The organism is Solibacillus sp. CAU 1738 (assembly GCF_039888725.1).
Taxonomy (GTDB): Bacteria; Bacillota; Bacilli; order Bacillales_A; family Planococcaceae; genus Metasolibacillus.
On sequence record NZ_JBDQQN010000002.1, the window covers coordinates 244314 to 270463 of the forward strand.

At 36.0% G+C, this 26150-nt stretch carries 21 protein-coding genes; 3 read left to right on the forward strand and 18 right to left on the reverse strand.

Annotated elements, in window-relative coordinates; all coding sequences use genetic code 11:
* Positions 1–316 precede the first annotated feature (316 nt).
* Both AAFN87_RS06285 and AAFN87_RS06290 read left to right on the forward strand, forming a co-directional pair.
* Positions 317–1822, forward strand: coding sequence for a hypothetical protein (locus tag AAFN87_RS06285; protein WP_347790192.1), 1506 nt, complete (start codon positions 317–319; stop codon positions 1820–1822).
* A gap of 273 nt (positions 1823–2095) precedes the next feature.
* Positions 2096–3166 (forward strand): CotH kinase family protein, encoded by a 1071-nt coding sequence (locus AAFN87_RS06290; RefSeq protein WP_347790193.1) that lies wholly within the window; start codon positions 2096–2098, stop codon positions 3164–3166.
* A gap of 359 nt (positions 3167–3525) precedes the next feature.
* On the opposite strand, the gene AAFN87_RS06295 is transcribed toward AAFN87_RS06290, so the two are convergent.
* Together AAFN87_RS06295 and AAFN87_RS06300 are read right to left on the reverse strand one after the other, a co-directional pair.
* Complete coding sequence (locus AAFN87_RS06295) at positions 3526–5607, reverse strand: hypothetical protein (RefSeq protein WP_347790194.1); 2082 nt, start codon at positions 5605–5607, stop codon at positions 3526–3528.
* 55 nt (positions 5608–5662) lie between these two features.
* Positions 5663–6136: a hypothetical protein gene (locus AAFN87_RS06300; RefSeq protein ID WP_347790195.1), complete on the reverse strand. Its 474-nt coding sequence runs from the start codon at positions 6134–6136 to the stop codon at positions 5663–5665.
* Positions 6137–7626: 1490 nt separating this feature from the next.
* Here AAFN87_RS06300 and AAFN87_RS06310 point away from each other — a divergent pair.
* Positions 7627–8958 carry an arsenic transporter gene (locus tag AAFN87_RS06310; protein WP_481886465.1) on the forward strand — a complete coding sequence of 444 codons (1332 nt, stop codon included), beginning with the start codon at positions 7627–7629 and terminating at the stop codon, positions 8956–8958.
* Between the two features lie 416 nt (positions 8959–9374).
* Here the strand turns inward: AAFN87_RS06310 and AAFN87_RS06315 are convergent, their stop codons facing one another.
* The 16 genes from AAFN87_RS06315 to dinG form a co-directional block, all read right to left on the reverse strand.
* Positions 9375–10526 (reverse strand): cyclically-permuted mutarotase family protein, encoded by a 1152-nt coding sequence (locus AAFN87_RS06315; protein ID WP_347790197.1) that lies wholly within the window; start codon positions 10524–10526, stop codon positions 9375–9377.
* Positions 10527–11060: 534 nt separating this feature from the next.
* Positions 11061–11915 carry a MurR/RpiR family transcriptional regulator gene (locus AAFN87_RS06320; protein ID WP_347790198.1) on the reverse strand — a complete coding sequence of 285 codons (855 nt, stop codon included), beginning with the start codon at positions 11913–11915 and terminating at the stop codon, positions 11061–11063.
* A gap of 13 nt (positions 11916–11928) precedes the next feature.
* Positions 11929–12816: an ROK family protein gene (locus tag AAFN87_RS06325; protein ID WP_347790199.1), complete on the reverse strand. Its 888-nt coding sequence runs from the start codon at positions 12814–12816 to the stop codon at positions 11929–11931.
* Positions 12817–12874: 58 nt separating this feature from the next.
* The gene (locus AAFN87_RS06330; RefSeq protein ID WP_347790200.1) at positions 12875–13567 is read right to left on the reverse strand and encodes an N-acetylmannosamine-6-phosphate 2-epimerase; all 693 of its coding nucleotides are present in this window, start codon (positions 13565–13567) and stop codon (positions 12875–12877) included.
* 27 nt (positions 13568–13594) lie between these two features.
* On the reverse strand, positions 13595–14431 hold the full coding sequence (locus AAFN87_RS06335; protein WP_347790201.1) for a carbohydrate ABC transporter permease: 837 nt from the start codon (positions 14429–14431) through the stop codon (positions 13595–13597).
* Between the two features lie 11 nt (positions 14432–14442).
* Positions 14443–15318: a carbohydrate ABC transporter permease gene (locus AAFN87_RS06340; RefSeq protein WP_347790202.1), complete on the reverse strand. Its 876-nt coding sequence runs from the start codon at positions 15316–15318 to the stop codon at positions 14443–14445.
* 77 nt (positions 15319–15395) lie between these two features.
* Complete coding sequence (locus AAFN87_RS06345; RefSeq protein WP_347790203.1) at positions 15396–16784, reverse strand: ABC transporter substrate-binding protein; 1389 nt, start codon at positions 16782–16784, stop codon at positions 15396–15398.
* 162 nt (positions 16785–16946) lie between these two features.
* Complete coding sequence (locus AAFN87_RS06350) at positions 16947–17861, reverse strand: dihydrodipicolinate synthase family protein (RefSeq protein ID WP_347790204.1); 915 nt, start codon at positions 17859–17861, stop codon at positions 16947–16949.
* 374 nt (positions 17862–18235) lie between these two features.
* Positions 18236–18580 carry a YpoC family protein gene (locus tag AAFN87_RS06355; protein ID WP_347790205.1) on the reverse strand — a complete coding sequence of 115 codons (345 nt, stop codon included), beginning with the start codon at positions 18578–18580 and terminating at the stop codon, positions 18236–18238.
* A complete protein-coding gene (gene nth / locus AAFN87_RS06360) occupies positions 18577–19236 on the reverse strand; it encodes an endonuclease III (RefSeq protein WP_347790206.1) in 660 nt (219 codons plus the stop codon). The genes AAFN87_RS06355 and nth overlap by 4 nt, the downstream gene beginning before the upstream one ends.
* Before the next feature lie 11 nt (positions 19237–19247).
* Positions 19248–19967 carry a DnaD domain-containing protein gene (locus AAFN87_RS06365; RefSeq protein ID WP_347790207.1) on the reverse strand — a complete coding sequence of 240 codons (720 nt, stop codon included), beginning with the start codon at positions 19965–19967 and terminating at the stop codon, positions 19248–19250.
* Positions 19968–20033: 66 nt separating this feature from the next.
* Positions 20034–21329, reverse strand: coding sequence for an asparagine--tRNA ligase (asnS, locus tag AAFN87_RS06370; protein WP_347790208.1), 1296 nt, complete (start codon positions 21327–21329; stop codon positions 20034–20036).
* A gap of 29 nt (positions 21330–21358) precedes the next feature.
* On the reverse strand, positions 21359–22549 hold the full coding sequence (locus AAFN87_RS06375) for a pyridoxal phosphate-dependent aminotransferase (RefSeq protein ID WP_347790209.1): 1191 nt from the start codon (positions 22547–22549) through the stop codon (positions 21359–21361).
* Between the two features lie 14 nt (positions 22550–22563).
* Positions 22564–23046, reverse strand: coding sequence for a cell wall elongation regulator TseB-like domain-containing protein (locus AAFN87_RS06380; RefSeq protein WP_347790210.1), 483 nt, complete (start codon positions 23044–23046; stop codon positions 22564–22566).
* A 9-nt stretch (positions 23047–23055) separates the two neighbouring features.
* Positions 23056–23226 (reverse strand): YpmA family protein, encoded by a 171-nt coding sequence (locus tag AAFN87_RS06385; RefSeq protein ID WP_347790211.1) that lies wholly within the window; start codon positions 23224–23226, stop codon positions 23056–23058.
* Between the two features lie 18 nt (positions 23227–23244).
* Complete coding sequence (gene dinG / locus AAFN87_RS06390) at positions 23245–26034, reverse strand: ATP-dependent DNA helicase DinG (protein ID WP_347790212.1); 2790 nt, start codon at positions 26032–26034, stop codon at positions 23245–23247.
* Positions 26035–26150 lie beyond the last annotated feature (116 nt).

Sequence of the window (26150 nt, forward strand, 5' to 3'; positions counted from 1 at the left end):
CTGGATTTTTTTGTACTTGGGCGTGGAGAGTTACTGCCGCGGGCGAATTTCGCACCCTACGAGCGAATTCGGTATCCCCACGAGCGAAAATCACATTCCCATGGGCGAATTTGGAATCCCCGCGAGCGTTTCTTCTATTTCCAGCGACATAGTCCGAGACATTTCCTAACAAGCCCAACATGTTTATCAATAGCCATTAAATGAAATTTATTAGTTTATTATATTTAAAGGTTGGTTAAAAATATTAAAAACAGCCTAATCTAGATCTCTTTGAACCTCTTAAACCTTTAGAGCTTTTTGATCCAATTGGAACCTTTTGAGCCTCGCGAACATTTACGCCCTTTCGAGCCTCTTGAACCTCGCGAACATTTACGTCCTTTCGAGCCTCTTGAGCCTCGCGAACATTTACGCCCTTTCGAGCCTCTTGAACCTCGCGAACATTTACGTCCCTTCGAGCCTCTTGAACCTCGCGAACATTTACGTCCTTTCGAGCCTCTTGAGCCTCGCGAACATTTACGCCCTTTCGAGCCTCTTGAGCCTCGCGAACATTTACGTCCTTTCGAGCCTCTTGAACCTCTTGTACCTTTTGATCCCTTGGAACCTCTTGAACCTCGCGAGCATTTACGTCCTTTCGAGCCTCTTGAACCTCGCGAGCATTTACGCCCTTTCGAGCCTCTTGAGCCTCGCGAACATTTACGCCCTTTCGAGCCTCTTGAACCTCGCGAACATTTACGCCCTTTCGAGCCTCTTGAGCCTCGCGAGCATTTACAGCCTTTCGAGCCTCTTGAACCTCGTGAGCATTTACGTCCTTTCGAGCCTCTTGAGCCTCGCGAACATTTACAGCCTTTCGAGCCTCTTGAACCTCGTGAGCATTTACGTCCTTTCGAGCCTCTTGAGCCTCTTGAGCCTCGCGAGCATTTACGCCCTTTCGAGCCTCTTGAGCCTCGCGAACATTTACGCCCTTTCGAGCCTCTTGAACCTCGCGAGCATTTACGTCCTTTCGAGCCTCTTGAGCCTCGCGAACATTTACGCCCTTTCGATCCTCTTGAACCTCGTGATCCTCTTGAACCTCTTGAACCTCGTGACCCTCTTGAACCTCGTGACCCTCTTGAGCCTCGTGATCCTCTTGAGCCTCGCGAGCATTTACGCCCTTTCGATCCTCTTGAACCTCTTGAGCCTCGCGAGCATTTACAGCCTTTCGATCCTCTTGAACCTCTTGAGCCTCGCGAGCATTTACAGCCTTTCGATCCTCTTGAACCTCTTGAGCCTCGCGAGCCTTTTGAACCCTTGGTACCTTTTGAGCCTCGCGAACATTTACGTCCTTTCGATCCTCTTGAACCTTTTGATCCCTTCGAACCTCTTGAGCCTCGCGAACATTTACGACCTTTCGATCCCCTTGAACCTCTTGATCCCTTGGAACCTTTTGAGCCTCGCGAACATTTACGACCTTTCGATCCTCTTGAACCTCTTGAGCCTTTTGAGCCTTTTGAGCCTCTTGAACCTCGCGAACATTTACGACCTTTCGATCCCCTTGAACCTCTTGATCCCTTGGAACCTTTTGAGCCTCTTGAACCTCTTGAGCCTCGCGAACATTTATGCCCTTTCGATCCTCTTGAACCTCGTGATCCTCTTGAGCCTCGCGAGCATTTACGCCCTTTCGATCCTCTTGAACCTCGTGAACCTTTTGATCCCTTGGAACCTCTTGAACCTCGTGAGCCTCTTGAGCCTCGCGAACATTTACGCCCTTTCGATCCTCTTGAACCTCTTGAACCTCGTGAACCTCTCGAGCATTTACGACCTTTGGAACCTCTTGACTTCCTAATTCCCATGACAAATGTCGATGCATCTATATCAGATTCATCTGTTGGGTTTTTCATCATATAATGTGATACACCATTGTTTGTTGCGAGTTCAGCCAATTTTTTCATATCATCCAATAACACAATACTCAAATAATTACCTCCTTTTTAGTTTCTCTACATCATATGCAACAAGAAATAATATGAAATAAGGTAAATGTACTCTAACAACAAAATTATTTTTTTATTTGTAAAAAATATTATTTGAAAACAAAAATAGGGAAGGTGGAGTATTTATGGAAAGGTATTATATTGAAGTTCCTGAAAGTGCACTTGATTCAATGATGTATGATTTATGGGATCATAATTATGTTAACGCTAAATTAAAAACAGCAACAAATAAATTGTCAGTTAAACTTGCCTTACGAGGAAACCAACTTCGTGAACATAAGAAAAAATCGTATCATATTATCTTTGATAAGCCCTTTCTTTTTCAGGGACAGCATGAAATACACTTAAATGCAGAATATAATGATCCAAGTATAATTAGAAATAAACTTTCATTTGATTTCTTTAAAAGTATTGGTGTTCTAGCTCCTGCATCTAAACATGTATTACTTTATATTAATGGAATATTCGAAGGTATTTATTTAATACTCGAATCTTTTGATCAATACTATTTACAAAATCACTCTTTACCTAAAGGAACCATCTATTATGCAACAAATAACGATGCTAATTTCTCGTTATACACTCCTGAAAAGGAATTAAAGTCTTCTTTAGAAGATGGCTATACAAAAAAGGTCGACTTCCAAAAAGATGACTCTTTAAAAAAATTACTAATTGCTATTAATACTTTCCCACAAGAGAAATTTCGTGTAGAAATAAATACGATTTTAGATGTTCAAAAATATTTAAAGTGGCTTACTGGTGTTGTATGTGTTCAGAACTTTGATGGTTTTATACACAATTATGCATTGTATCAAAATAGTGATACAGGGCTTTTTGAAATAACTCCATGGGATTATGATGGATCTTGGGGTAGAGATTTACATGGTAGATATTTAGAATATGATTACATTCCAATAGAAGGCTATAATTCTTTAACTGCGCGATTATTAGATTGTTCATATTTCAAAAATTTATATGGTAGTATATTGGATGAAATATTACAAAAACAATTTACCCAACAGTATCTTGAACCTATTATTGAAGAAATACTACAATCTATCCGTCCATTTATCCATAAAGATCCTTACTTAAAACATAAAGAAATAAATTTAAATGAAGAAAAGGATTTTATTTTACGTTATATTCATGAACGAAATAACTATTTAAGAAATAGTTTAAGTTCATTCATGCAATAGAATAGTAGGTTTCTAATTTCAACAAAAAGTACAGCGCAAAAAAAAAAGCAAATAAGATTCGTGTAAATATAGAGTCTTATCTAACAACGATGTTATACGCAATCCGCCGAAAAAAAGCCACTACTATCCAATACCATCATGATTATTGACAGTATTGTAAGTGAAGGGCCACTGACATTGCCTATTTTCCCTATAATATCATGCCATGAAACAATACCTGCTTTTAACTCAAAGAGCTATCTAGCATTTATATCCGCCACCTTATGGTTGGGAAAAGCAGTTTTTGTTGATTTTCTATTAGTATTTTGTACATTAGGTGATGTTAAAAACAATTTCTTTTACTGAAAAATAAAAAAACATCACCATATCTTTTCCTCCCCTCTTTCATGATTTATTTTTAATCGTTCGTCTTTCAACTGAAGATACATTTTTTCCGCATGTTTCATTAAAGCTAAGTACTGTAATTCCAATAAATAATTATCATTTAATACATTTTCTTTTTGAACCTCATTGTTTATATGTAGTACATCCATTTGCTGAATTTCGTTGTATGAATTTTCCGAATTTAATTGAACGTTTTTTTCCCCTTTGTTCGTTATACAATTATCCGAATTATCACACTTCGTTTTAGAAAACGCTTTGTATATTACAGGCGGGATAATTATTTCCTGTTGAGTTATGTTCGTATTGGAAAAATGTTTTTTCCCAATATATCTTCTCTTATTTGATTTTTTAACTTTTTTATCAAACTTACTTTGTCTTCTTAAAGACCCTTTGTTATTTCTATTTAATTTAAGTTCGTTTTTTAAATGAATAAATTTATCGTTAATTTGTTGAGTGGTTTTTTGTTGTAAGAAAGAAGATTCTAGAGAATCGGTTTTTTTTCCAGGTTCCTGAAATTTAAATGGAGTAGGATCTTTAGGGGTGGATTTAGGTTCTATAGAAATGACTTGTTTACACGATTTTTGGTTTGTAATTGGGATAGAATCTTTTAGTGAAGATTTAGGTTCTATGGATATAGGCTGATTAGTGGATTCCTGGATTGTAAATAGTGTACGGTCTTTTAGTGAGGATTTAGATTTTATGGACATTGGTTGATTAGTGAATTCCTTAATTGTAAATAGTGTAAGGTCTTTTAGTGAGGGTTTAGATTTTATGGACATGGATTGATCACTAGATTCTTGAATTGTAGACGGTATGTGCTCTTCTGGTAAGTATGTTGGTTCTACGGAAATTTTGTGATCACTAGATTCTTGAATTGTAGATGGTGTGTGCTCTTCTGGTAAGTATGTTGGTTCTACGGAAATTTTGTGATTACTGGATTCTTTTATTGTAGACGGTGTGTGCTCATCCAGTAAGTATGTTGGTTCTACGGAAATTTTGTGATTACTGGATTCTTGAATTGTAGATGGTGTGTGCTCTTCTGGTAAGTATGATGATTCTACGAAATTGGTGTGATTACTGGATCCTTGAATTGTAGATGGTGTGTGTTCTTCAGGTAAGTATGATGGTTCTACGAAATTGGTGTGATTACTGGACCCTTGAATTGTAGATAGTGTATGCTCTTCCGGTAAGTATGATGGTTCTACAGAAATGATGTGATTACTGGATTCCTTGATTGTAGATGGTGTGTGCTCTTCCGTTAAGTATGTTGGTTCTACGAAATTAGTGTGATTACTGGACCCTTGAATTGTAGATGGTATGTGCTCTTCCATTAAGTATGTTGGTTCTACGAAATTAGTGTGATTACTGGATCCTTGAATTGTAGATGGTGTGTGTTCTTCAGGTAAGTATGATGGTTCTACAGAAATGATGTGATTACTGGATTCCTTGATTGTAGATGGTGTGTGCTCTTCCGGTAAGGATGATGGTTCTACGAAATTAGTGTGATTACTGGATTCTTTGATTGTAGATAGAGTAGATCGTAATTCATGAGTATCATCATTGAATTGTATATCCATTTGGACAGAAATAGATTCAATATTTATTTCTTGTACGCTTACTTCTCGTTGCTCATTACTTTCAAATATCCCTTTATAAACATTAGATATATAAGATTTTTGAATATATAATAGTTCTGCATTATTAACTAAAATAATATGGTCATCAAATACTTTTGTTAACAATCCAAAAAAATATTTATTACCTAAAATATTAATACTGACCCAACTGTGCTGTAAATCTTCCAAAACATCTTGAAGATAATCTCTGTTGAGATATGGAACTATTTGGGGAGAAACAGCAATGTCCTTTGCGTTTTTTGAAAGGGCATATATTTGATTGAGTGCTAAATAAATTACATTTGCATCTACATAAATAACTAAGTAATCTGTTTTTATATCTAGTAAAACGCCTCTGACAAATCTGTTGTCATTTAAGTAGAAACCAATATCTTTACCTATATAATTGGCGATTGATGTTTTGAAAGAAATATTGATCAAAATTAGCTGTCTCCCTTCATAGTTTTTAAAATCCCTTTGTGAAACTAAAAATTTATTATTCTGTAGATGCTTTTCTTTCTTCCTTCTCGTTTTCTTCTTTCTTCTCAACCTTTAACCCGTAGCTAATGCTTTTAATATGATACATCGCAACGTAAATAATTTCTTCATTCAAAATAATAATTAAATAGTCGTCTGTAACTTCATCTAATACCCCTTCCAACTTCTCTGGACCTCCACGATTTACACTAATCCAATGATATCTTAGATTTTCTAATACGCATTTGAAGGTTTCCCCTTGGTGGAAAGTAAAATCAGTAGGTACTTCAATATTAAACTTCATACCACCTTTTGAATCATTTGTTATGCTTTTGATATGTTTTGCTTGATAGTATACGACACCATCTTTTTCAGTAAGCATTGTAATATAGTCGTCTTCTGCTGCTAATAGCATTCCAACATTACTTTCAGGTCCACCTCTATCGATTTTAACTACTTTGTTCATTAATGAATTAAATTTATCCTTTTTCATCCAATTGACCTCCTAATTTTGTAGTCCTTCTATTCATATGTGTACTTGTGAGAGGAATTAATGACTGATGCCTATCTATGCCGTTTAATTTTTAGCACAATTAAGCCCAAATCATATTTTTATTTTGTACAGATGGACTTTTTTTCTACTATTTTAGGAGGCTAACATGCGACGAATTTTTTTTATCGCTTTTATAAAAAAAGCGCAAGCGCCTTGTTCAGCCCCGACAGCTGCTTGCAGACCCGTATTGAAAGCATCTTTTCCGCTTTCGATTAAGGGACTGAAGCGACCTCGAGGGGCTAGGCGCTGGAGCTAGACACTTCTCAAACTCCAGAAATTTATACTTTCTTATCTAGAAAAATAAGAATGCCTTCCCAATCGATTGTGGAAAATGCTTATGTAAGTTTTTAAACCAAATAGATTATCCATGTATTAGTTCCCTTATTATATGTAGTGCTTACCGAATGAGTGCAGAGACTTACGAGCAACATTTCTTATTTAATATGCGTTTTTTCTTGAGGAAGTTGATCTCCATCATTGCAATTTTATGCGGCACGTCCATTTACTTTATGGCAGCTACTACTGCATAAAGCAATACGTTTTCATTTTCGGATTTTTTTTATACCATTATCTCCAATTATTATTACCATCCTTTTTTCCCCTCTTTCTTTAGCTAATTATTTCTTTAGTTGAGTAAATTGTGAAGAAGGAGCGTTGTAGGCTAGTCCTTTGCCTGTTTCTTTGTATATGTATCGTTCCATTTTGCTAAAAAAGGATTGAACACAAATTAGGAACAGCCGATTGTTTTAGAAAACACTATTGCTTTTCCTTATTTCAGGACCAAACCCAGGGACATTCGTTCTCTTTTTTCACACAATCCTTGTTTAATTACACTAAATTTGCCCATAGTAAAAACATTCTTTTATTACCTAATTTAACCTAAGAAACATTTGAAGAATATGTGCTTTAATATAATTTTTATAGGCATTTGTATATACTATGAAACGCTATAGACTAGACCAAACGAAGAAATGTATTCGAATGATGAGAAGAGATGTGGGCGGATAAATCATCTAAGTTCTGCAGAGATCCAAAGTGCATCGAAGCGTTGGTAAATTTATCTTTCAAGAATGAGTCGAGTAGCCTCCGTTCCAATCAACATGCAAGTGCCTTATCAATTATTTCACTCGAAAATAAAGCTTTCCATCTACCGATAATTATACAATCAACACCTTTAAGTAGTTTTGTGCATCTCAAAGGACAGGCTTCCAGTGTCTAGGAATTCGATAATGGATTCCAAAAATTTTTAAAATAGGTACTAAACCAAGAAATGATTAACCAATTTACATATAAATATGAGTAAGGCAAAATCAAGAGGTTTGCTAAGAGGGGTGAAATAGGTAGTTTTTTATATGAGGATAAAATGTAAATTTATATAAACAGATAAGATTTGAAAATAAGTAGGGAAGGAGGAAAATACTATGCAACCAATGGCTTGGATAACCATATTAGCATTTTTCTTTACACTTGTATTTATTTTTTGGAGACCAAGAGGCATCAATGAAGCAATACCTGCCACCATAGGTGCGATTGTTGTATTATTAAGTGGAAGTGTCACGTTGAGTGAACTTGGGATAATAGCTGAAACCATAAGTGGGGCAGCAATAACCATTATGGCGACGATTGTTATGGCAATCGTCTTAGAAAGCTTCGGATTCTTCAACTGGGTAGCAGAAAAGCTGGCAGAAAAAGCAAAAGGATCAGGTATTCGATTGTTTTGGTACGTCAATCTTTTATGTTTTCTCATGACTCTCTTTTTTAATAACGACGGTAGTATTTTAATAACAACGCCAATTCTTATTATGTTATTAAACAAAATGGAGTTGAGTAATTACCAAAAAATCCCCTTTTTATTATCTGGTGGATTAGTAGCAACTGCTTCAAGTGCTCCAATTGGTGTAAGTAATATTGTAAATCTAATCGCGTTAAAAATTGTGAATATGAGTTTGTATTCACATGCAGCAATGATGTTTGTACCAGCTACGCTAGGTCTACTACTTTTAGTAGTACTCCTATACTGGAGATTTAGGAAGGATATCCCGAAAATCATCCCTACTACAGTAAGTGGAATATCGCTCCCTTCTTATCATCCGCTCAAACAAAGTTCGAATTTTACTTCAGATGCAGATCGTTCAAAGTTTATGCGCAATATCCTTCTTTTCGTCTTTGCTGTTCGACTTAGCCTCTTTTTCGCTTCATTTGTTAACATTCCGGTCTATCTTATGGCTGTATTTGGCTCCTTACTACTTTTAGGATGGAGATGGATGTATTTAAAAATACCACCGGTAGATATGTTGAAAAAGACTCCGTGGTATATTCTCATCTTTGCATTTAGTATGTACGTAATTATTTACGGTCTGAACAACATCGGTTTAACAGACTGGTTGATTGGATTTATGCATCCTTTGGTTACGGGAAGCCTACTCCATACAAGTGTGATGATGGGGGTACTCTTATCAGTACTTTCTAATATATTTAATAATCACCCAGCGCTAATGGTCGGAACAATGACGCTTATGAATATGGATTTAGATTTACTTTCCTTGAAGGTTGCTTATCTGGCAAATGTTATCGGAAGTGATGTTGGCTCATTACTTCTTCCAATGGGTACGTTAGCTACACTCATGTGGATGCACATTGTCAGAAAAGGTAATGTAATAATTACTTGGTGGCAATATATAAAAGTTACGATTGTCGTTATACCGCCGACGGTATTATTTACTTTAGTAATATTATATTACTGGGTAACCTGGCTATTTTAATGTAATGTATGTAGGTAAGCGTCAATTGAAGGAGTGCCTTCTTTTGCTAACTACTTACAAATTAACATATGTAACGTAAGCTAAAAATACAAAAAACCGGGGAACCTTTTCAGTACACACATTGAATAGCAATCTATCCTGTTTTTTTGATAGATTGCTATTTTGATCAACTTATTTAAAATATTTCTACCAAAGGCAAGTAAAACGCAAAGTTTATAGTTACTCATATTAGTCGATACTGCTCACTTTGGCAGTTACCACTACGCTCAAGCAGATTAAGGCAGCGAAATATGGTGTACTGTGATTAAGATTTAAGGGTCCCATTGTGAATTTGCTCGTTGGCATAAGAAAAGTACTTCCTTCGTCAGTTACTTCTATCGTACCTATTTGTCAGGTGTGGTACTTGCGTTATTTAATTACCGGCTAACAGTTACTATTGTGCCTGAATAAATTGCATTTGTTCTAACTCCAGGCTTGATTTCTCCATTAATGGAATAAATATTTTTACCCATCAACACTAAACCTTCACCACATGGTGCATCAAAAGGAACCTTCCCTATAGATCTCCAAGTATCCTTCTTTGCATTATATATTAGCATATCTTTATTCCAATTAAACTCATAAGGATCTGCAGTAAAGTATTTAGTTCTAAACGCCGCTAACTCTTCTCCTTGTAAAGAACCTAGGTTTTTAACTGCATTATCATAAATACCTTTATTAAATCCTCCTATTACCAGCATCTCATCCTTGTTTAATTTTACTGAATTTGCCCCTAGTAAGGATATTTCCTTATTACCTAGTTTTACTGAAGAAACTTTTGACCACTTATTTGTTTTGATATTGTATTTATACCCATCTGTGTAAGCAATAGAGCCCCCACCGCTAAATACGTATAGATCGCCATTTAAAATTTGCGCTACACTTTGATTTCTTACACTTTCTCCTGGAATTGGAGCTAACTCTTTTGTTTTTAAAGTTTTTAGATCGTATTCGTACAATTTATTGCTATCTTTCCCATTTTGCTTTCCAAGTCCAATATACAGTTTTCCATCTTGCTCAGCTGCTATACCATCATTAATAGTGAATGGTAAATCTCCTATTTTTTTCACTTTCAATTTTTCATTTTTATCAACAGTTAGCAAAGTAATATCGTCTGCATAGTCTTTCTCAGGACTTCCCCCGATATAATAAACCCCTTTTTCTGTCGTAACAGAAGATCCATATCCTATTTCATGGTCAAGATTAGTATGTTCTACCATTTTTAATTTGTTTTTATCATTTTTTAATACATATATATCTGAATAATGTTTCTTTGCCCCTCCATTTAAAACAGTTTCATATGGGAAATTCGCTCCCCCTCCAACTATTACATAATCTTTATAAGATCCTGACAATACTCCTGCCGTCCCAATATTCTTTTCAAATCCCTTTTGTGCCTCTAGCTCGCCTGCATGTTCCCATAATATTTTCCCCACTGAATTCTCACCCTCTGATGCGTTTGCTTTTCCTGCGATATTACCACTCAAAACCAACACTGATGCAACTGCTGCTACCCAAATCTTTCTCATACTCTTTCCTCCTTGTATTTTATATTAATAAAAATACTTGTAGCCCATTACTAGTCTTTAAGTATTTTTATTTAACCCAGTTAATAAACTTTGATAACCTCATTTATAGCTAGATTCGAATATATCAATATCTACAACTTCTTTATTAGGAATTTTCAGATAAATTTTATTAAAAAAATTTCAGCCATTTAATCAGGAGTGCTATATATGCAAAAGCATTTCACTTTTAACACAACTTCCGCTTGTCCTTTTCAGTTCTGTAACGCTTGATACTTGACAAGTCACTCTTTAGTAAAGCTTTGGCGGATTGCAGCAGCAATATTTTTTGGAGAATCAGCTCCGTGTAAAACTTGTCAATTCCAGCAATCCACATTTCTTTTGCTACAATTAGCAACTGTCTTTGTGGAAGCATAATTCTCCTGTCCAAAAATGAAAATAGTTAAAATGGAAGGAAAGCAGGAGCATTCAAATCTTTTTTCAAAAAAAATATCTCTCCCTTTCTATCCTTCATTTAACTAATGATCCTCTCCCGTTTTACAACATCTTTTCAATAACAGATTTTGCAGTTAGTTCTTTGTTGTGAAGAGCTTCCTTACTAGTTCTTTTAAAATATTCAAAGTACAACAAATCCAATAGATAAAGCTGTGATATCTTTGCAGATAAACTGCCTCCCTGAAGTGGGCCTTCATTTGCACCACAAAGCAACGTAATATCAGAAAAACTTGTTAAAGGAGATTTAGCAAATCTAGTAATTGAAATAATCTTCGCTCCTCTTTCTTTTGCCACTTTTGCCACTTCAATAGTATCTTTTGTTGAGCCAGAATAGGAAATTAATATAGCTACATCTTTCTCTGTCATTAAAGCAGCAGACATAATTTGAAGATGAGAGTCTAAAGAGCACTCCGTTTTATTTGTAATCCTCATAAACTTGTTTTTTGCTTCCATCGCTGTCATTAAGGAAGAGCCTACCCCAAAAAAATGAATTCTTTCTGCTTGAACCATACTCTCAACTGCATTAGAAATATCATTTTCTGTAATTAAGTTATAAGTTTCTGTAAGTGCATTTACATTTGAAGATAAAACTTTAGACGCTAGTTCCCCAATTGTATCTTGCATTGTAATTCTACTAGAAAGTTGTGGGGGTTCATTATCAAGAGAAATACTATGAGCTAAAACAATTTTAAACTCTTGATATCCTTTAAAATCCATTTGCTTACAAAATCTAAAAACACTTGATTCACCCACGTTACACGCGTCAGCTAAATCGGTTATCGACATGTAGATGACGTCCTTTATATTTTCAAGGATATAATCAGCTACTTTTTTTTCAGTATTAGTTAATGAATTATACCTTGAATTAATAAGTGAAAATATATCTTGGTTTGCCATTTTACGACTCCTTCTAACTATTTGAGGATAAATGAAGTGAGACTGCACCTAAGACACCAGCTTTATTTCCAAGAGAGGATTTCACAATTTTTACATTCGAAAAACTCTCCATCGTTAACTCTAGAACTTTGCTTGATATCATATTTACAACACTTTCCTGCTCCATAACCCCACCACCTAAAATAATTGCCGGTGGGTTAAAAATATGATTAAGGGAGACGAGGCCAAAAGCTACCTCCTCGATCCAATTTTGAAGGACCGTTACTAAACTTTCATCCCCCTTATTTATCCTATCAAAAATTACTCGACCGTTTATACAATCTGGAGATATTTCCTTTGCCCTATTTACTAAAGCGGTTGTTGAAGCGTATGTTTCATAGCAACCTACTTTACTACAGTTACACTTATTGCCTAAAGGGTGGGTAATAATATGCCCAAATTCAGCTGCTAAACCATTAAATCCTTTATAAATTTTAGAATCTACAACGATGGCACCACCAATACCTGTACCATAAGTTAAACATAGAAAATCATTAAACTCTTTTGCAGCTCCAAAGTACTGTTCTCCTAAAGCAGCTGCATTTACATCATTTTCAACTTTAACAGGCACTTTAAATTGTTTCTCTAAAATCTTTTTTAATTGTGTGCCTGTGTAGTTGGGAATGTTTTCATTGGCATATATTATTGAACCTTCTTCGCTATTAACCTGTCCTGCAGTGCTTATACCAATCGCATCAAAATCCTGATACTCATTTAATATCTTAATTAGTTTTTCAACTAAATATTTTCCACCTTTTTCACTTTCTGTATCGAATTCATTAAATGTTTCTATATTGCCATCTTTATCAGAGATAACAACTTTAATAGATGTCCCACCAATATCGGCCGCTAGTATTTTCACTTTAGTCATCCTCTACATATAAGCTTTAATGTAGAATAAACTTCTTTTTAAAAAGAACTTATCCTTTAATGGCATTTATAAATCTTTTTGTAATTTCCATAGGTCTAGTTATAGCAGTACCAACTACTGCAGCATGTACTCCCAGTTCAAAAACTTGCTTTAGTTCCTCTGGAGTCCAAATCCCACCTTCAGCAATTACAGGTATAGGAAAATCCTGAACTAATCGTTCAATCAACTGTAGATCTGGTAAATGATTACCCTTTGTATATTCCGTATAACCGCTTAATGTTGTACCTAAGCAGTCAAACCCTAATTTATAAGCCTCTACTGCCTCTTCATAAGTAGAGCAGTCCGCCATAAAAATTTGCTCTTTATATGTTGCTCTTATTTCAGGAAAAACTTCGCCAATAGTCTTGCCATCAGGTCTAATTCTTTTTGTTGCATCCAGGGCAATAATATCTACGCCCTCCTGATATAGTAGTTCAATTTCTTGATTAGTCGGTGTGATAAATACATCCGACCCTTCATAGACACTCTTAATAATTCCGATGATAGGTAATTGAACTTCTCTTTTTATTTCCTTTATATCTTCAACACTATTTGCACGTATTCCCTTAGCTCCTCCAAGCATTGCAGCATAAGCAAGTTTACTCATAATAAAAGGGCTATGAAGCGGCTCTTCTGGAAGTGCTTGACATGAAACAATTAATTGTCCATGGATGAGATCAAATATTTTTTGCTTACTATTCATACATATACATCCCCATATAGAAAAATATTATTTATCCGATCCAAGCGTAATTCCTTTTGTGAAATACTTTTGGAAGAAAATAAATATTAGTAGCATAGGAATTGCCGCTACAGTTGCACCAGCCATTTTATAGGCAAAGTTTGGATTTAAATCTTGCATCAAGGTAGCGATACCTACCATTAACGTTTTTGAATTCGCACTTTGTCCTACTACAAGTTGCCATAAATAGTCATTCCATACTTGAACAAAGTTAAGGATAAATAATGCCCCAATACCCGGTTTAGCTAAAGGAAGCATGATTTTGTAAAAGATTTTAAATTCACTAGCTCCATCGATTTTCGCAGCTTCTCTTAATGAATCTGGAATCGTATCGAAGAATCCCTTAAGTAAAAATACGCCAAAAGCTGTTGCAATGTTAGGGAAAATCATCCCACTTAGAGTATTAACCATATTGAAGTCCTGAATAATTCTAAATAGCGGAACAATCATAACTTCTTTTGGAATCATGAGACTTGAAATAAAAATAACGAACAGTATATTTTTCCCTTTAAACTTAAGCTTTGAAAATGCATAAGCTGCAAGGGTACTAACAATAATTAAGGCAAGCGTAGAAACTATAGCTACAAATAAACTATTGTACGCCCATGTGAAAGCAGGTTGATTATTGAAAACATCCGTATAGTTGCTAACAGTAAAAGTTTTTGGGAACCAATCGGGTGGCATTTTAACAACATCCGAGCTGTTCTTAAAAGAGCTTGTCACAAGCCAGTAAAGTGGGAACAAGCTTAAAACAGCAAAAAATAGTACAATGAAATTTGCTACTGTATCCAGTTTCCCTCTACTCTTTAATCTATTTTTAAACATACTTTTCACCTCTAATTCTCTTTAAACATAGCTCTTAGCTGCGGAATTGATAAAGCTAATGTAATTAAAAACATAATGACACCTACAGCAGATGCGATTCCGAGCTGATTATACTTGAAGGCATTATTATATAAATAGTACATAAGAGTTGTAGATGCATTGTTTGGTCCTCCACCAGTTAATAGTTGGATAACAACAAATATCTTTAAAACTGCAATAATATTCATAATAATAATGTAAATAGTTGTTGGCTTAACCATTGGAATGATAATTTTAAAGACTACTTTTATTTTACTTGCACCATCTACCTCGGCTGCTTCTAAAAGTTCCTTTGGCACCCCAATCATAGAAGCTATGTAAAGTATGATTGCTTGGCCGACATTCGTCGCAAATGTTACGAAAATAATTACTGGCAATACCCACTTCGTATCACCTAAGAAATTCACTGATACGATCTCCATTTCCCTTGCTATGAAAGGAATTAAACCGTTAGCTGGATTTAGTAAAAAGCTCCAAATCATACTCATTACTACCATGGAAACCATTACAGGAATGTAATAAGCACCTCTTATAAAAGACACATATTTGGCATTTTTATCAAAAATAGCAGCGGAAACGAAGATTGCAAAACCAACTGTTAATGCCACAATGAATACAACAAAAATAACTGTGTTAATAGTCGATTGAATAAAAACAGGATCACTAAATAATCTTCTATAGTTGTCAAATCCAACAAACACTTCATCTTGGTAGCTTATTTTAAATAAACTTAATCTTACTCCTTCAATAATAGGGTAAACTAAAAAGATTAAAAAAAGTAAAATTTGAGGAGCGATGAACAAGTATCCTGTTAGATTTTCTTTATAAGATTGTTTGATGATTTTCATTTACATCATTTACCTTTCTACAATTCAAGCCCCAAAAAGGGGCTTGATTGTTGTAAAGTCATATACTTTAAAACCTACTACTTATAAATAACTGAATCTGCTTTCGAACTTTCAATTACTTCATTACCTTTTGTTTGGTAACTTTCCACTACTTCTTTTGCAGTTTTTGAACCAGTATATAAAGCTTGTAGTTCTGGATAAAGAACTTGTCTTAATTGGCTGTAACCTGGTACGTTACCAGTAAAGTTAAACATGTATTGATCGTTAGCAGAATATGCTGCAAAGAAAGGTTTTTCTGCACTAAACTCTTTTGCAACAGATGTTCTAACTGGTACACCATTTTTCGAAGCCTTAACAAGTTCAGGATCTGTTGAGATAAATTTCACAAAATCTTTACTAACTTTAATTCTAGTTTCATCTTTCGTATCAAAAACAGTTGCCCCTGTCACATAAGTGAATGTTAATGGATCGCCACTTGCAGATGGAATATTCGCAAGTCGAATATCAAATTTAGGTGCTTTGCCGCTTTCCATATCAGCCTTTGCATTATTAAATAAGATTGCATTTGTAAAACTAACTGCAAGCTGTTGATTTTGGAACATTGCGTTCACATCATTTGAAGAAACGGACTCTGCACCAGGATTTGTTAATCCATCATCGTAGATTTTCTTTAACCAATTTGCAGCTTTAACACCATTTTCATCATTAATAATTAAATTACCTTCGTTATCAAAGAATTGATTTCCGAACATTCTTAAATAAGCAAGATTCCATGTATCCCCTTGGTTATTCAAAGCATATAATCCCATTGGATAGGCATTTGAATATTTGTCTTTAGGTAAATTCGCTTTCAGGGCATTAAGAATTTCCTCATACTCAGTTAAAGTCCAAGTCTTAATTTCTTCTTCTCCACCAATATACTTTTCAAGCCCAGCTGCTTTAAACATATCAGCGTTATAAGTTAGCGTACCTGGGTTTTGTGAGAATGGATAGAAGTAAATATCGTCGCCAAATGTAACATTATCCCAATGACTTTGTGCAATATCTTTTTTAGCTTCATCATCCACGATATCATTTAAAGGTACTAGTGCACCTCTATGAGCATAGTCACCCATAGCAAAAACGCTCTCAAAGAAAACATCCGGAGGAGTACCACCATTAAGATTTACGTTTAAAAGCTCATCCCTTTGGTCACCTGCCACTACCTCTACAGTTACTTTAACTTTATGATCCTTGTACTCTTCAGAGAATCTTTTTGCTGCATGTTTGAAGAAGCTATCATAATCAGCCCCATCTTCAGAAGCATCTAAAACGCCCTTCCACTGCGGAGTTAACCATACTTTTATTTCAACCTCACCATTTGAAGCACTGTCCTTACTAGATCCACCGCTTCCTGTACAACCTGCCAATATTGACAGTACAAGCACGATTGCCAAACTTATTGTTAAAAAACGATTTTTAATCATAAACTACTCCCCCTTATTTTCCAATTAACGTAGTAACATACTTTTGATTTTATTAAAAACAAGATGTGATAATAGCTTGTTCCCTTTTTCAACAAGATGCATGAAGTTAATGTTATTCATTTGTACGTGTCCCTTGCCCAATGTATTAGAATCTTCTTTTCATTAAATTCCCTTTGAATAGGTAGTAATCGCTTGGTCAATTAACCCTTTAATTCCTTCTATTTTGTTGAGGTCTTCTCCTGATACTGGCTCTAATGGACCCCTTACACTTCCAATATTAACTCCATTTAATTTCAAAACTTCTTTAATAGCAGAGTACATAGAGCCATTTAATGAACATAATGCGATAATAATGTCATTGATATCTCTTTGAATTCCTCTAGCAGCATTGAAGTTTCCTGTTAACACAAACTGTTCAGCCATTAAGAAAAGTTCTGGCATCACTCCGTACGTTCCACCTATTCCACCATCTGCACCTATTAATCTCCCAGAAACATATTGTTCATCTGGCCCGTTAAATACGATTAGATTTTCTTCAACTGCTTTAAATCGTTCAATATCCATTACTGGCATTGAAGAATTCTTAATTCCTATAACCTTTTTATTCTCTAGTAATCTCTTAAATAATTGCATAGAAAGGCTATATCCTGTCGTTTGAGGAATGTTATAAATAATAAATGGCAATTCAGTTGAATCCATAATTTCTGTCCAATACTTATAAATTGAGCTTTCAGGAAGTTTAAAATAGATCGGTGGAATGGCTGATAAAGCATCATAGCCTAATTCCTCAGCATATTTTGCTAGAATCACACTATCTCTAGTGGATGGTGCCCCGACATGAGCGATTAAAGTGCACTTTCCTCTCAAACTTTCTGAAACAAACTTTAATGTCGCTTTTCTTTCTTCAAGGCTTTGATAAATACATTCTCCTGAACTTCCTCCAACGTATAGACCTTGGACGTTTTTATTGAGTAAATAGCTACATAATTCTTTTGTTCGATTCTCTGAAATTTCCCCTACATCATCATAACAAGCATAAAAAGCAGGAAATATTCCTTTAAATTTTTCCAAGTTCACCTTGACCCCACCTAAAAGTAATGTAATAAGCCCTTATGTTATTTAACACAAAAACAAGAAAATACAGTATAAGTAATTTTCCATATCCCTCCTCAGGGCGGACTACCACTAACAACCAACACCCCTAATAAATTCCTGGTAACGCTTACAGGTAATCATATACTACCTTTTCAAAAATGTAAATAATTTTCTGTTTTTTTTTATTTTTGAAAATTATTTTCAAAACCGATTTAGCTACAATATTTCATTTTTCTCTATTTAAAAGCAGTTTTTCATTACCAGATAATCCCACCTATATGTTATACAGTTTTTAAAACTATATTTATAGAACATAAAAAAGGAATTATCTCAATTTCCCTTGAGATAATTCCTATCTATGATTTCAAGCGCAATCTAGCACAGCGTTTTTTCGTTTCTTTATATAATTCATCTAGCTGACGATAGCATGCGTATTGGCCAGGCTTAGCTTGAATAAAGGCAATGCGTTCTTTGCCGTTAATTGGTAATACTTCATAATCAGCAGTTGCATCATACTCATCTATGTCAGACGCTCCTACTACAAAGTTGAGAAAATTAACAATGCCCCGCTCCATTAAGTCTTTTGCTTCGCCATTTCTGGCATTATGGGCTACATGAATCTGTTCACGTAATACTTCCCACTCCGAGTACCACTGATCAACAACTTCTTTAGTAATACCTTCTTTTTTTACATCAATCATTGCTTAACAAGCCCCTTTTTCATCCTCTTTTGCCCCTCACGACAATCGGCAAACAACGGGCATTCATGACAGCCTGGATTTTGCGCTTTACAATGATAGCGCCCAAAGAAAATCATTTGATGATGCGCTCTCGACCATTTTTCAATTGGCGTTTTTTTCATTATCGCTTCTTCTACTTCAAGTACTGAATCTTTCCAGCGACATAAACCGAGGCGCTTCGAAATACGCTCCACATGAGTATCGACAGCCATTGCAGGTACGTTGAAAGCAACAGATAGAACGACATTTGCGGTTTTTCGCCCTACACCTGGTAATGTTACTAAAGCTTCACGATTTGCAGGTATTTCGCCGTCGAATTCATTAATTAACTTTTGGCAAAGTAATTGGATGTTTTTCGCTTTATTACGATATAGTCCAATTGACCGAATATCCTCCTGCAACTCTTCAAGTGAAACTGCTAAATAATCTTCTGGAGTTTTATATTTTCGAAATAAATTTTTTGTTACTTTATTAACGAGAACATCTGTACATTGTGCAGATAATAGTGTCGCAATCGTTAATTCAAAAGGATTGTCATGAACTAATTCACAATGTGCATCTGGAAACATACGATCCATTTCCGCTAAACAGTGCTCCCACTGCTTTTTTGTTAACATAATGGTCTCCTTTAATCTCTTTCCTCAAGCCAGTTATAAAAGGCTGCTTTCGGGGCTGGCTTACTAGTCGGTTGGTGTTGGTGTTGGTGTTGTGTCATCGTACGTTTTCGGAACTGCTCAGAGTGTTGTTCTACTTGCTTCACTGATGTGAAATTTTTCTTTTTCCACTCAAATAAAATACGATCAATATAACGCAACGAGATTTTACCAGCAAGAACAGCTTCTTTTAATGCTTCTTTAATCATTGCGGGTGAATGGTGGTCATTATCTATCCACATACCAATCGTTTCAAGCTCTATTGGCGACAGCAAACGACCAAATTCCTGCTCAAACATCGAGTAAATTTCGCCTTCTTCATTTTTCTGGTCAGCTTCCGTTGAGGCTAATTGCTTTGTTTCCAGAAGCATTAAAATACGATCCCATAATGGATAAATCGAATATTTTTCAAAAATTTTACCGTTTACGTCTACACCTTGCGTAATTTCTAGAAAACCTTTTTGCAGTAATCGCTGAAGTTTCATTGAGATATCGTTAGCCGCAAAATGGGTACGCGCCTTTAAATCATATGGTGTCGGAAAATCATTTCCTTCTTCATGAAACGCAATTAAATGCATAAGCAAAATAGCTTCATCGTCAGTAATGTGGAGCTCCTTATAAAACTGAAAAAAAAGCTGAGGAATTGTCACATTCCCCTGCTCTATCCAAGTTCGGAGTCGGTTGTAATTATTCATCTGGGCGTGACTCCCTTCTTAGTAACGTTAGGCGCCCGATTACTCGGACGCCTAAACAAATAATTATTAAGGATATAAACGGTTAAGTAAACGTGGGAATGGTATTGCTTCACGAATATGTTCTGTACCAGAAATCCATGCTACTGTACGTTCTAAACCTAGACCGAAGCCAGAGTGTGGAACTGAACCTTGTTTACGTAACTCTAAATACCAAGCATATGCATCCATTGATAAGTTATGCTCTTCAAGACGAGATTTTAATAAATCATAGTCATGAATACGTTCAGAACCACCAATGATTTCACCGTATCCTTCTGGAGCAATTAAGTCCGCACATAATACAACGTCATCACGCTCTGGGTGTGGTTGCATGTAGAACGGTTTAATTCCTACTGGGTAGCACGTAATGAATACAGGTTTGTCGTAATGGTTCGCAATTGCTGTTTCATGTGGTGCGCCGAAATCATCACCCCACTGAATATCGTCAAATCCTTGTTCATGTAAGAATTTAATCGCATCATCATATGAAATACGTGGGAATGGTGCGCGAATATTTTCTAATTTAGAAGTATCGCGGCCTAAACGCTCTAAATCAAGCTTACAATTTGCTAATACAGATTGTACGATATGCTCTACATACTGCTCTTGTACTTCTAAGTTTTCTTCATGTTCTACAAACGCCATTTCCGGCTCAATCATCCAAAACTCGATTAAGTGGCGACGTGTTTTAGATTTTTCAGCACGGAATGTTGGACCGAATGAGAAAACTTTTCCTAACGCCATAGCCGCCGCTTCCATATAAAGCTGACCTGACTGTGATAGGTAAGCATCTTCGTCAAAATACTTAGTAGCAAATAGTTCAGAAGTACCTTCAGGAGCTGAACCAGTTAAAATTGGTGGGTCCATTTTTGTAAAGCCGTTATTGTTAAAGAACTCGTATGTTGCACGAATAATTTCGTTACGCACTTTCATAATAGCGTGTTGTTTACGAGAACGTAACCAAAGATGACGGTTATCCATTAAAAACTCTGTACCGTGTTCTTTTGGTGTAATTGGGAAATCTGTAGCAGCATGGATTACTTCAATGCCCGTTACATTTAATTCGCAACCAAATGTTGAACGTTCATCTGCTTTTACTTCGCCGATTACATACATCGATGTTTCTTGTGTCATACCTTTTGCAACTGCAAAAAGGTCTTCGCCTACTTCTTCTTTTACAACAACGCCTTGTACGAAACCAGAGCCATCACGTAGTTGTAAAAACGCAATTTTACCGCTTGAACGTTTATTAGCAAGCCATGCGCCTAGTTTTACTGTTTCACCAATATGATTTGGCATATCTTTGATCATTATTTTCTTCATATTGTCCTCCAAATTTTAGAGAGTAGTTCTTATTGCCACTTTGATTTAACAAATGTGTCAATACGACGTACTGCCTCTTCTAGTAATTCTAATGATGTCGCATACGATAAGCGAATAGTTGTGTCTGCACCGAAGCCAGAGCCAGGGATTACTGCAACATTTGCTTCAGTTAAAAGAGCTGCTGCAAATGCATCGACGTTTTCATAGCCTGTTTTTTCAATTGCTTCTGCTACGTCTGGCAGTAAGTAAAACGCACCTTGTGGCTTTAATACTTTAAAGCCCGGGATTGCTGCAACTTGTGGATAAATTTTTTCTAAGCGAGACTCGAATGCTTGACGCATTTCTTCTACAGCAGTCTGTGGTCCGTTATATGCTTCAACTGTTGCATATTGAGCAGTTGTTGTTGCATTTGATGTTGAGTGAGACGCTAAGTCTGTCATCGCATTTATAATCTCCGCATTACCTGCTGCATAACCGATACGCCAGCCTGTCATTGAGTGAGATTTCGCTACACCGTTCACAACGATTGTACGAGCTTTAATCGATTCAGAAAGCTGTGCAATGGAAAAATGTTCTACACCATTGTATACAAGCTTTTCATAAATTTCATCTGAAACGATTAAAATATCTTTTTCTTCTGCAATTTTTGCTATTTCCTCAAGTTCTTCGCGACTATAAATCATACCTGATGGATTTGATGGTGAGTTAATAATAACTGCTTTCGTTTTGTCAGTTATCGCATTCACTAATTGATCTACTGTAATTTTATAGCCTTGTTCACGTGTACCTTCTACATAAACAGGTACGCCACCTGCTAATTTCACTTGCTCTGGGTATGAAACCCAGTAAGGAATTGGGATAATTACTTCATCGCCTTCGTTTAATATGACTTGGAACAATGTGTAAAGTATATGCTTTGCCCCTACACCAACGATAATTTCGTTTGCTTTGTATGTAAGTTCGTTGTCACGTTGTAATTTGTCAATAATCGCTTGCTTTAATACAGGTAAGCCCCCTGCTGGTGTGTACTTTGTTAAGCCTTTATTCATAGAATCAATCGCAGCATCCAAAATATTTTGAGGTGTGTTGAAGTCTGGTTCACCAGCACCTAAACCAATTACGTCAATGCCCTGCTCTTTTAATTCTTTCGCTTTTGCAGTAATTGCAAGAGTTGAAGATGGTGTTAAAGTTTTTACACGGTTTGCTAATAATTGTTTCAATGAGATCTACTCCTCTATAAGTTCAAAATGCGTTTCCACCATTCGCCGTCTTCAAACAATATATATACATAGTTGAGCTGGTCGGTATTGTTTAAATACGTAATTTCCCAAACTGCACCGGGCTCTTCAAAGCCTAATTTTGTATGAAGAATTTTTTTTACAGACGGCTCATTACTTAAAACCGATAAAGCCTGTTCCTTAGTAATACCGTCTTGCAAAAATACTTCCTGAATCGAATTTTCTTCTAAGCTGATTGGAACGAAAATTGCTTTTTCTTTACCATATTCGTCTACCCCGAATACAGTAACGTACGGCTTATTACCATTGTATGTGTAAGACTCCGAAACGATAGCAAGCGACTTTGACGTAAGCGCTAGTTGTTCTGCTTGCTCTTCAATTCCATTGAATGGAGCATCGGCTTTCCAGAGTACTATAACTGAAATAACAAGTGACAAAGAGATGAGAAAGACAGTACTAAAAATAATCCAGTTTTTCATTACATCACCCTATGTTCGGTAGATTGTGAAAACAGCTTTGGCCTGATCTTCACGATCCAATGCTAAACCGAACATTAAATCTTGGTCCTTTAATGTGCGATTTAGCGCATCTACAACCTTGTATAAATCGGATTGATAGTTTACTTTTACGACTGATAATACTTCGACTTTACTTTCCATGTTGTCAACCTGCTTTCTTTACTCATGTTTGTTATTATACCAAGTTCCAAGCGCTTGTACCATATGCTGTAGAGGTAGTTTTTGAACAGATATTGGCGGTAATGCACGAATAAACTCTTTTCCGTATGATTTAGTATCAATTCGACGATCTAACACGATTAAAACACCTTTATCTTGCGATGAACGAATTAACCGTCCAAAGCCCTGCTTAAAACGTAAAATAGCTTCAGGTAACGATAATTCGGCAAATGGGTTGCGCCCCTCTGATTGCAAATATTGCGCTCGTGCTTTAAATGTCGGTTCATCTGGAGAAGAGAACGGTAAGCGTACGACGATTACTGACGCAAGACCATCACCAGGTACGTCGACCCCTTCCCAAAAGCTATTTGTTCCGAATAGGACAGATTGACTAAATTTTTGGAATGATTTTAGTAGACGCATTCGACTTCCCGCTGTCACACCTTGTGCAAACAACATATAGTCTTCTAATAGCTCACTTTCTTGTATCAGTTCCACTGTTTTCCGCAGCATATCTTGTGATGTAAATAATACGAAGCATCGCCCTTCCGTTGTACGAACAGTACGTGTAATCGCATGTGCAACCGCTTCAATATAATCATTTTGTGATACTACCTGAATTTCGGGCATATCAGTCACAACAAAAGCTTTTGCCCCACCATAGTATTTTGCTGGTGCTTGTAATTTATAGATAGGCACCTCTGCACTAACGCCAAGCTGATCTGAAATAAAACGCTCATTATTTGGTACAGTTAATGTTCCAGATGTCCAAATGACTGCGGCGCGCTCGCGAATAGGTGTAAATAACTGTTGAATAACCGTCGTTACATTAATCGGTTTTTTAAACAATTGCACACTACCTGGAATGCTTCGTTTATCGACTTCAATCCATGCAGAATAATGATTATGCTGGATTAGAAACACTTCATCCCATTCTGCAACTTTTACTTTAAATTCACGAATCCAATATAACCATTCATCTAAAATAAATTGATGCTCAGGCGCAATTTCATCCGTATGTTCATGAAACGTTTGTAGTACTTGCTCAGCTAAATCAATCCAATTTTGAATTGCAGCAGAAACTTGCCCGAAACGCTTATAATCAATTACGACTTCCGATAAGAAAATCGTTTGCTTCATTTCATGCTTATTTGAATTTCTAAAATGTGGTTGCAGCGCTTCAACAAATGACTGCATTACTTCGTCAAATAGCGTCACCATTTGCATAAATCGCTTTTCTGTTTGTTGAAGTAATTGCATTGATACGCGATGCTTTTTCAATGCGACACGCTGTAAACGATAAAAGAGTTGCTCATCTGTGTACAAGCCAATTTGCCCAAATAAATATTTCCAGTTCATAAATGAAAATACTTTTTCATCGCGCTGAACGGCCGCTTGAATAAACTGATGTGCTTCATCGACAATCCAGCCACCAATCTCACTAAATAATTGCTCATGTCGAACTAAATCAGCAAGTAGCATCGCATGGTTCGTAATAATTAGGTCCGCATGCTTGCTTTTATATATAGCTCGTTCATAAAAATCGAAATAAGATGGAATATTCGTTTCAAGCACCGTTTTACGAATTTTATCTAAAAACAATTGACCTCCACCGGACACATTTAGTTCATTTAAATCTCCCGTTTCGGTGTTTACAAGCCAAATAAGAACTTGAATAATAGCAAGCGTTTCGTCATACGAGTCGTCTTGCATTTTCAATATTTTTTCAAAGCGCTCTACATCTACATAATTTTGCATGCCCTTTAGTAGCGCAACATGAATTTTTTCACCTGTAATCGCTTCAAGCTTAGTCACTTCTTCGTTTAATAACTGATCTAATAAATGCGATGTATACGTACTAATTCCAACTTTTCTACCTGATTCTTTTGCATAATAAAAAGCAGGTAATAAGTATGAGAGTGTTTTGCCTATACCTGTAGATGCTTCAATTACGACTTCCTGTTTGTCTAGTAAGCTATGCCAAATTTTATCCATCATTTGGAATTGCAACGGACGTTCTTCAAAATTAGGCACCGCCTTTTTCAGTAGCTCCATTTTATCTTTTCGTGTTTTAGGATATTTCGCATCATTTTTATATGTTGCACTCCGCTTCTCGAAACGCTTCATCGCAATTTTTTGATAAATTATATAATCTTCGTCGTGTGATACAGTTTGTCTTTTCTCGTGTAAAGCTGAGAAAAATAATTGCGCTATGTCTGATTTCAAACGAAATGACCGTTTATGCAACTGTTCGAGCGTCACTTGAGGTAACTGCAATAATTTTTCCCAACATGCCTTTAGTAATAGCGCAGTTGCTTTCGCATCATCGTCAGCGCGGTGTGCGTTTTTGAGCGGAATATTCAAATCATGCGCTAAGTCTCCAAGTTTATAGCTAAGTGATGTTGGATATAAAATTTTCGCTAGCTCCACCGTATCAATTTTTTTGCCATGCCATTTCGGTAAACCAGCTCTTTTAAATTCTGCCTGCAAAAACGCTAAGTCAAAATCTGTATTATGCGCAACAAATACCGCATCTTGTAATAGCTCATAAATATAATCGGCATGCGCCTCAAATGGCAAAGCATCCGCTACATCTGTATCAGTAATATTCGTTAAATCTTGAATAAATAAAGGAATGGACTTTCCTGGATGAATAAAGGATGTAAAAGTCTTTTCAATACACCAATCCCTCATCACTACAATTGCGATTTGAATCATCCGATCGCCATTTGCAGGAGAATGTCCCGTCGTCTCCAAATCGACAATTGCATACTTTTGACTTTCCATCATGATCAACTCACTGTTCATTTCTAATATGCGAATTTTATCATAAAAATGCCTGCTAGGTCATGTGTTTCCTCCCCTTTTGTTTATTAAAAAATAAGAAAAAAAAAAGGCTTCCACAA

Bases quoted from the DNA above. Each gene is read 5' to 3' on its own strand.
- AAFN87_RS06310 (WP_481886465.1), top strand. From the start codon at position 7,627: ATGGCTTGGATAACCATATTAGCATTTTTCTTTACACTTGTATTTATT.
- AAFN87_RS06340 (WP_347790202.1), bottom strand. From the start codon at position 15,318: ATGAAAATCATCAAACAATCTTATAAAGAAAATCTAACAGGATACTTG.
- AAFN87_RS06290 (WP_347790193.1), top strand. From the start codon at position 2,096: ATGGAAAGGTATTATATTGAAGTTCCTGAAAGTGCACTTGATTCAATG.
- nth (WP_347790206.1), bottom strand. From the start codon at position 19,236: ATGTTAACAAAAAAGCAGTGGGAGCACTGTTTAGCGGAAATGGATCGT.
- AAFN87_RS06335 (WP_347790201.1), bottom strand. From the start codon at position 14,431: ATGTTTAAAAATAGATTAAAGAGTAGAGGGAAACTGGATACAGTAGCA.
- dinG (WP_347790212.1), bottom strand. From the start codon at position 26,034: ATGATGGAAAGTCAAAAGTATGCAATTGTCGATTTGGAGACGACGGGA.
- AAFN87_RS06315 (WP_347790197.1), bottom strand. From the start codon at position 10,526: ATGAGAAAGATTTGGGTAGCAGCAGTTGCATCAGTGTTGGTTTTGAGT.
- asnS (WP_347790208.1), bottom strand. From the start codon at position 21,329: ATGAAGAAAATAATGATCAAAGATATGCCAAATCATATTGGTGAAACA.
- AAFN87_RS06330 (WP_347790200.1), bottom strand. From the start codon at position 13,567: ATGAATAGTAAGCAAAAAATATTTGATCTCATCCATGGACAATTAATT.
- AAFN87_RS06365 (WP_347790207.1), bottom strand. From the start codon at position 19,967: ATGAATAATTACAACCGACTCCGAACTTGGATAGAGCAGGGGAATGTG.
- AAFN87_RS06355 (WP_347790205.1), bottom strand. From the start codon at position 18,580: ATGATTGATGTAAAAAAAGAAGGTATTACTAAAGAAGTTGTTGATCAG.
- AAFN87_RS06345 (WP_347790203.1), bottom strand. From the start codon at position 16,784: ATGATTAAAAATCGTTTTTTAACAATAAGTTTGGCAATCGTGCTTGTA.
- AAFN87_RS06320 (WP_347790198.1), bottom strand. From the start codon at position 11,915: ATGGCAAACCAAGATATATTTTCACTTATTAATTCAAGGTATAATTCA.
- AAFN87_RS06380 (WP_347790210.1), bottom strand. From the start codon at position 23,046: ATGAAAAACTGGATTATTTTTAGTACTGTCTTTCTCATCTCTTTGTCA.
- AAFN87_RS06300 (WP_347790195.1), bottom strand. From the start codon at position 6,136: ATGAAAAAGGATAAATTTAATTCATTAATGAACAAAGTAGTTAAAATC.
- AAFN87_RS06385 (WP_347790211.1), bottom strand. From the start codon at position 23,226: ATGGAAAGTAAAGTCGAAGTATTATCAGTCGTAAAAGTAAACTATCAA.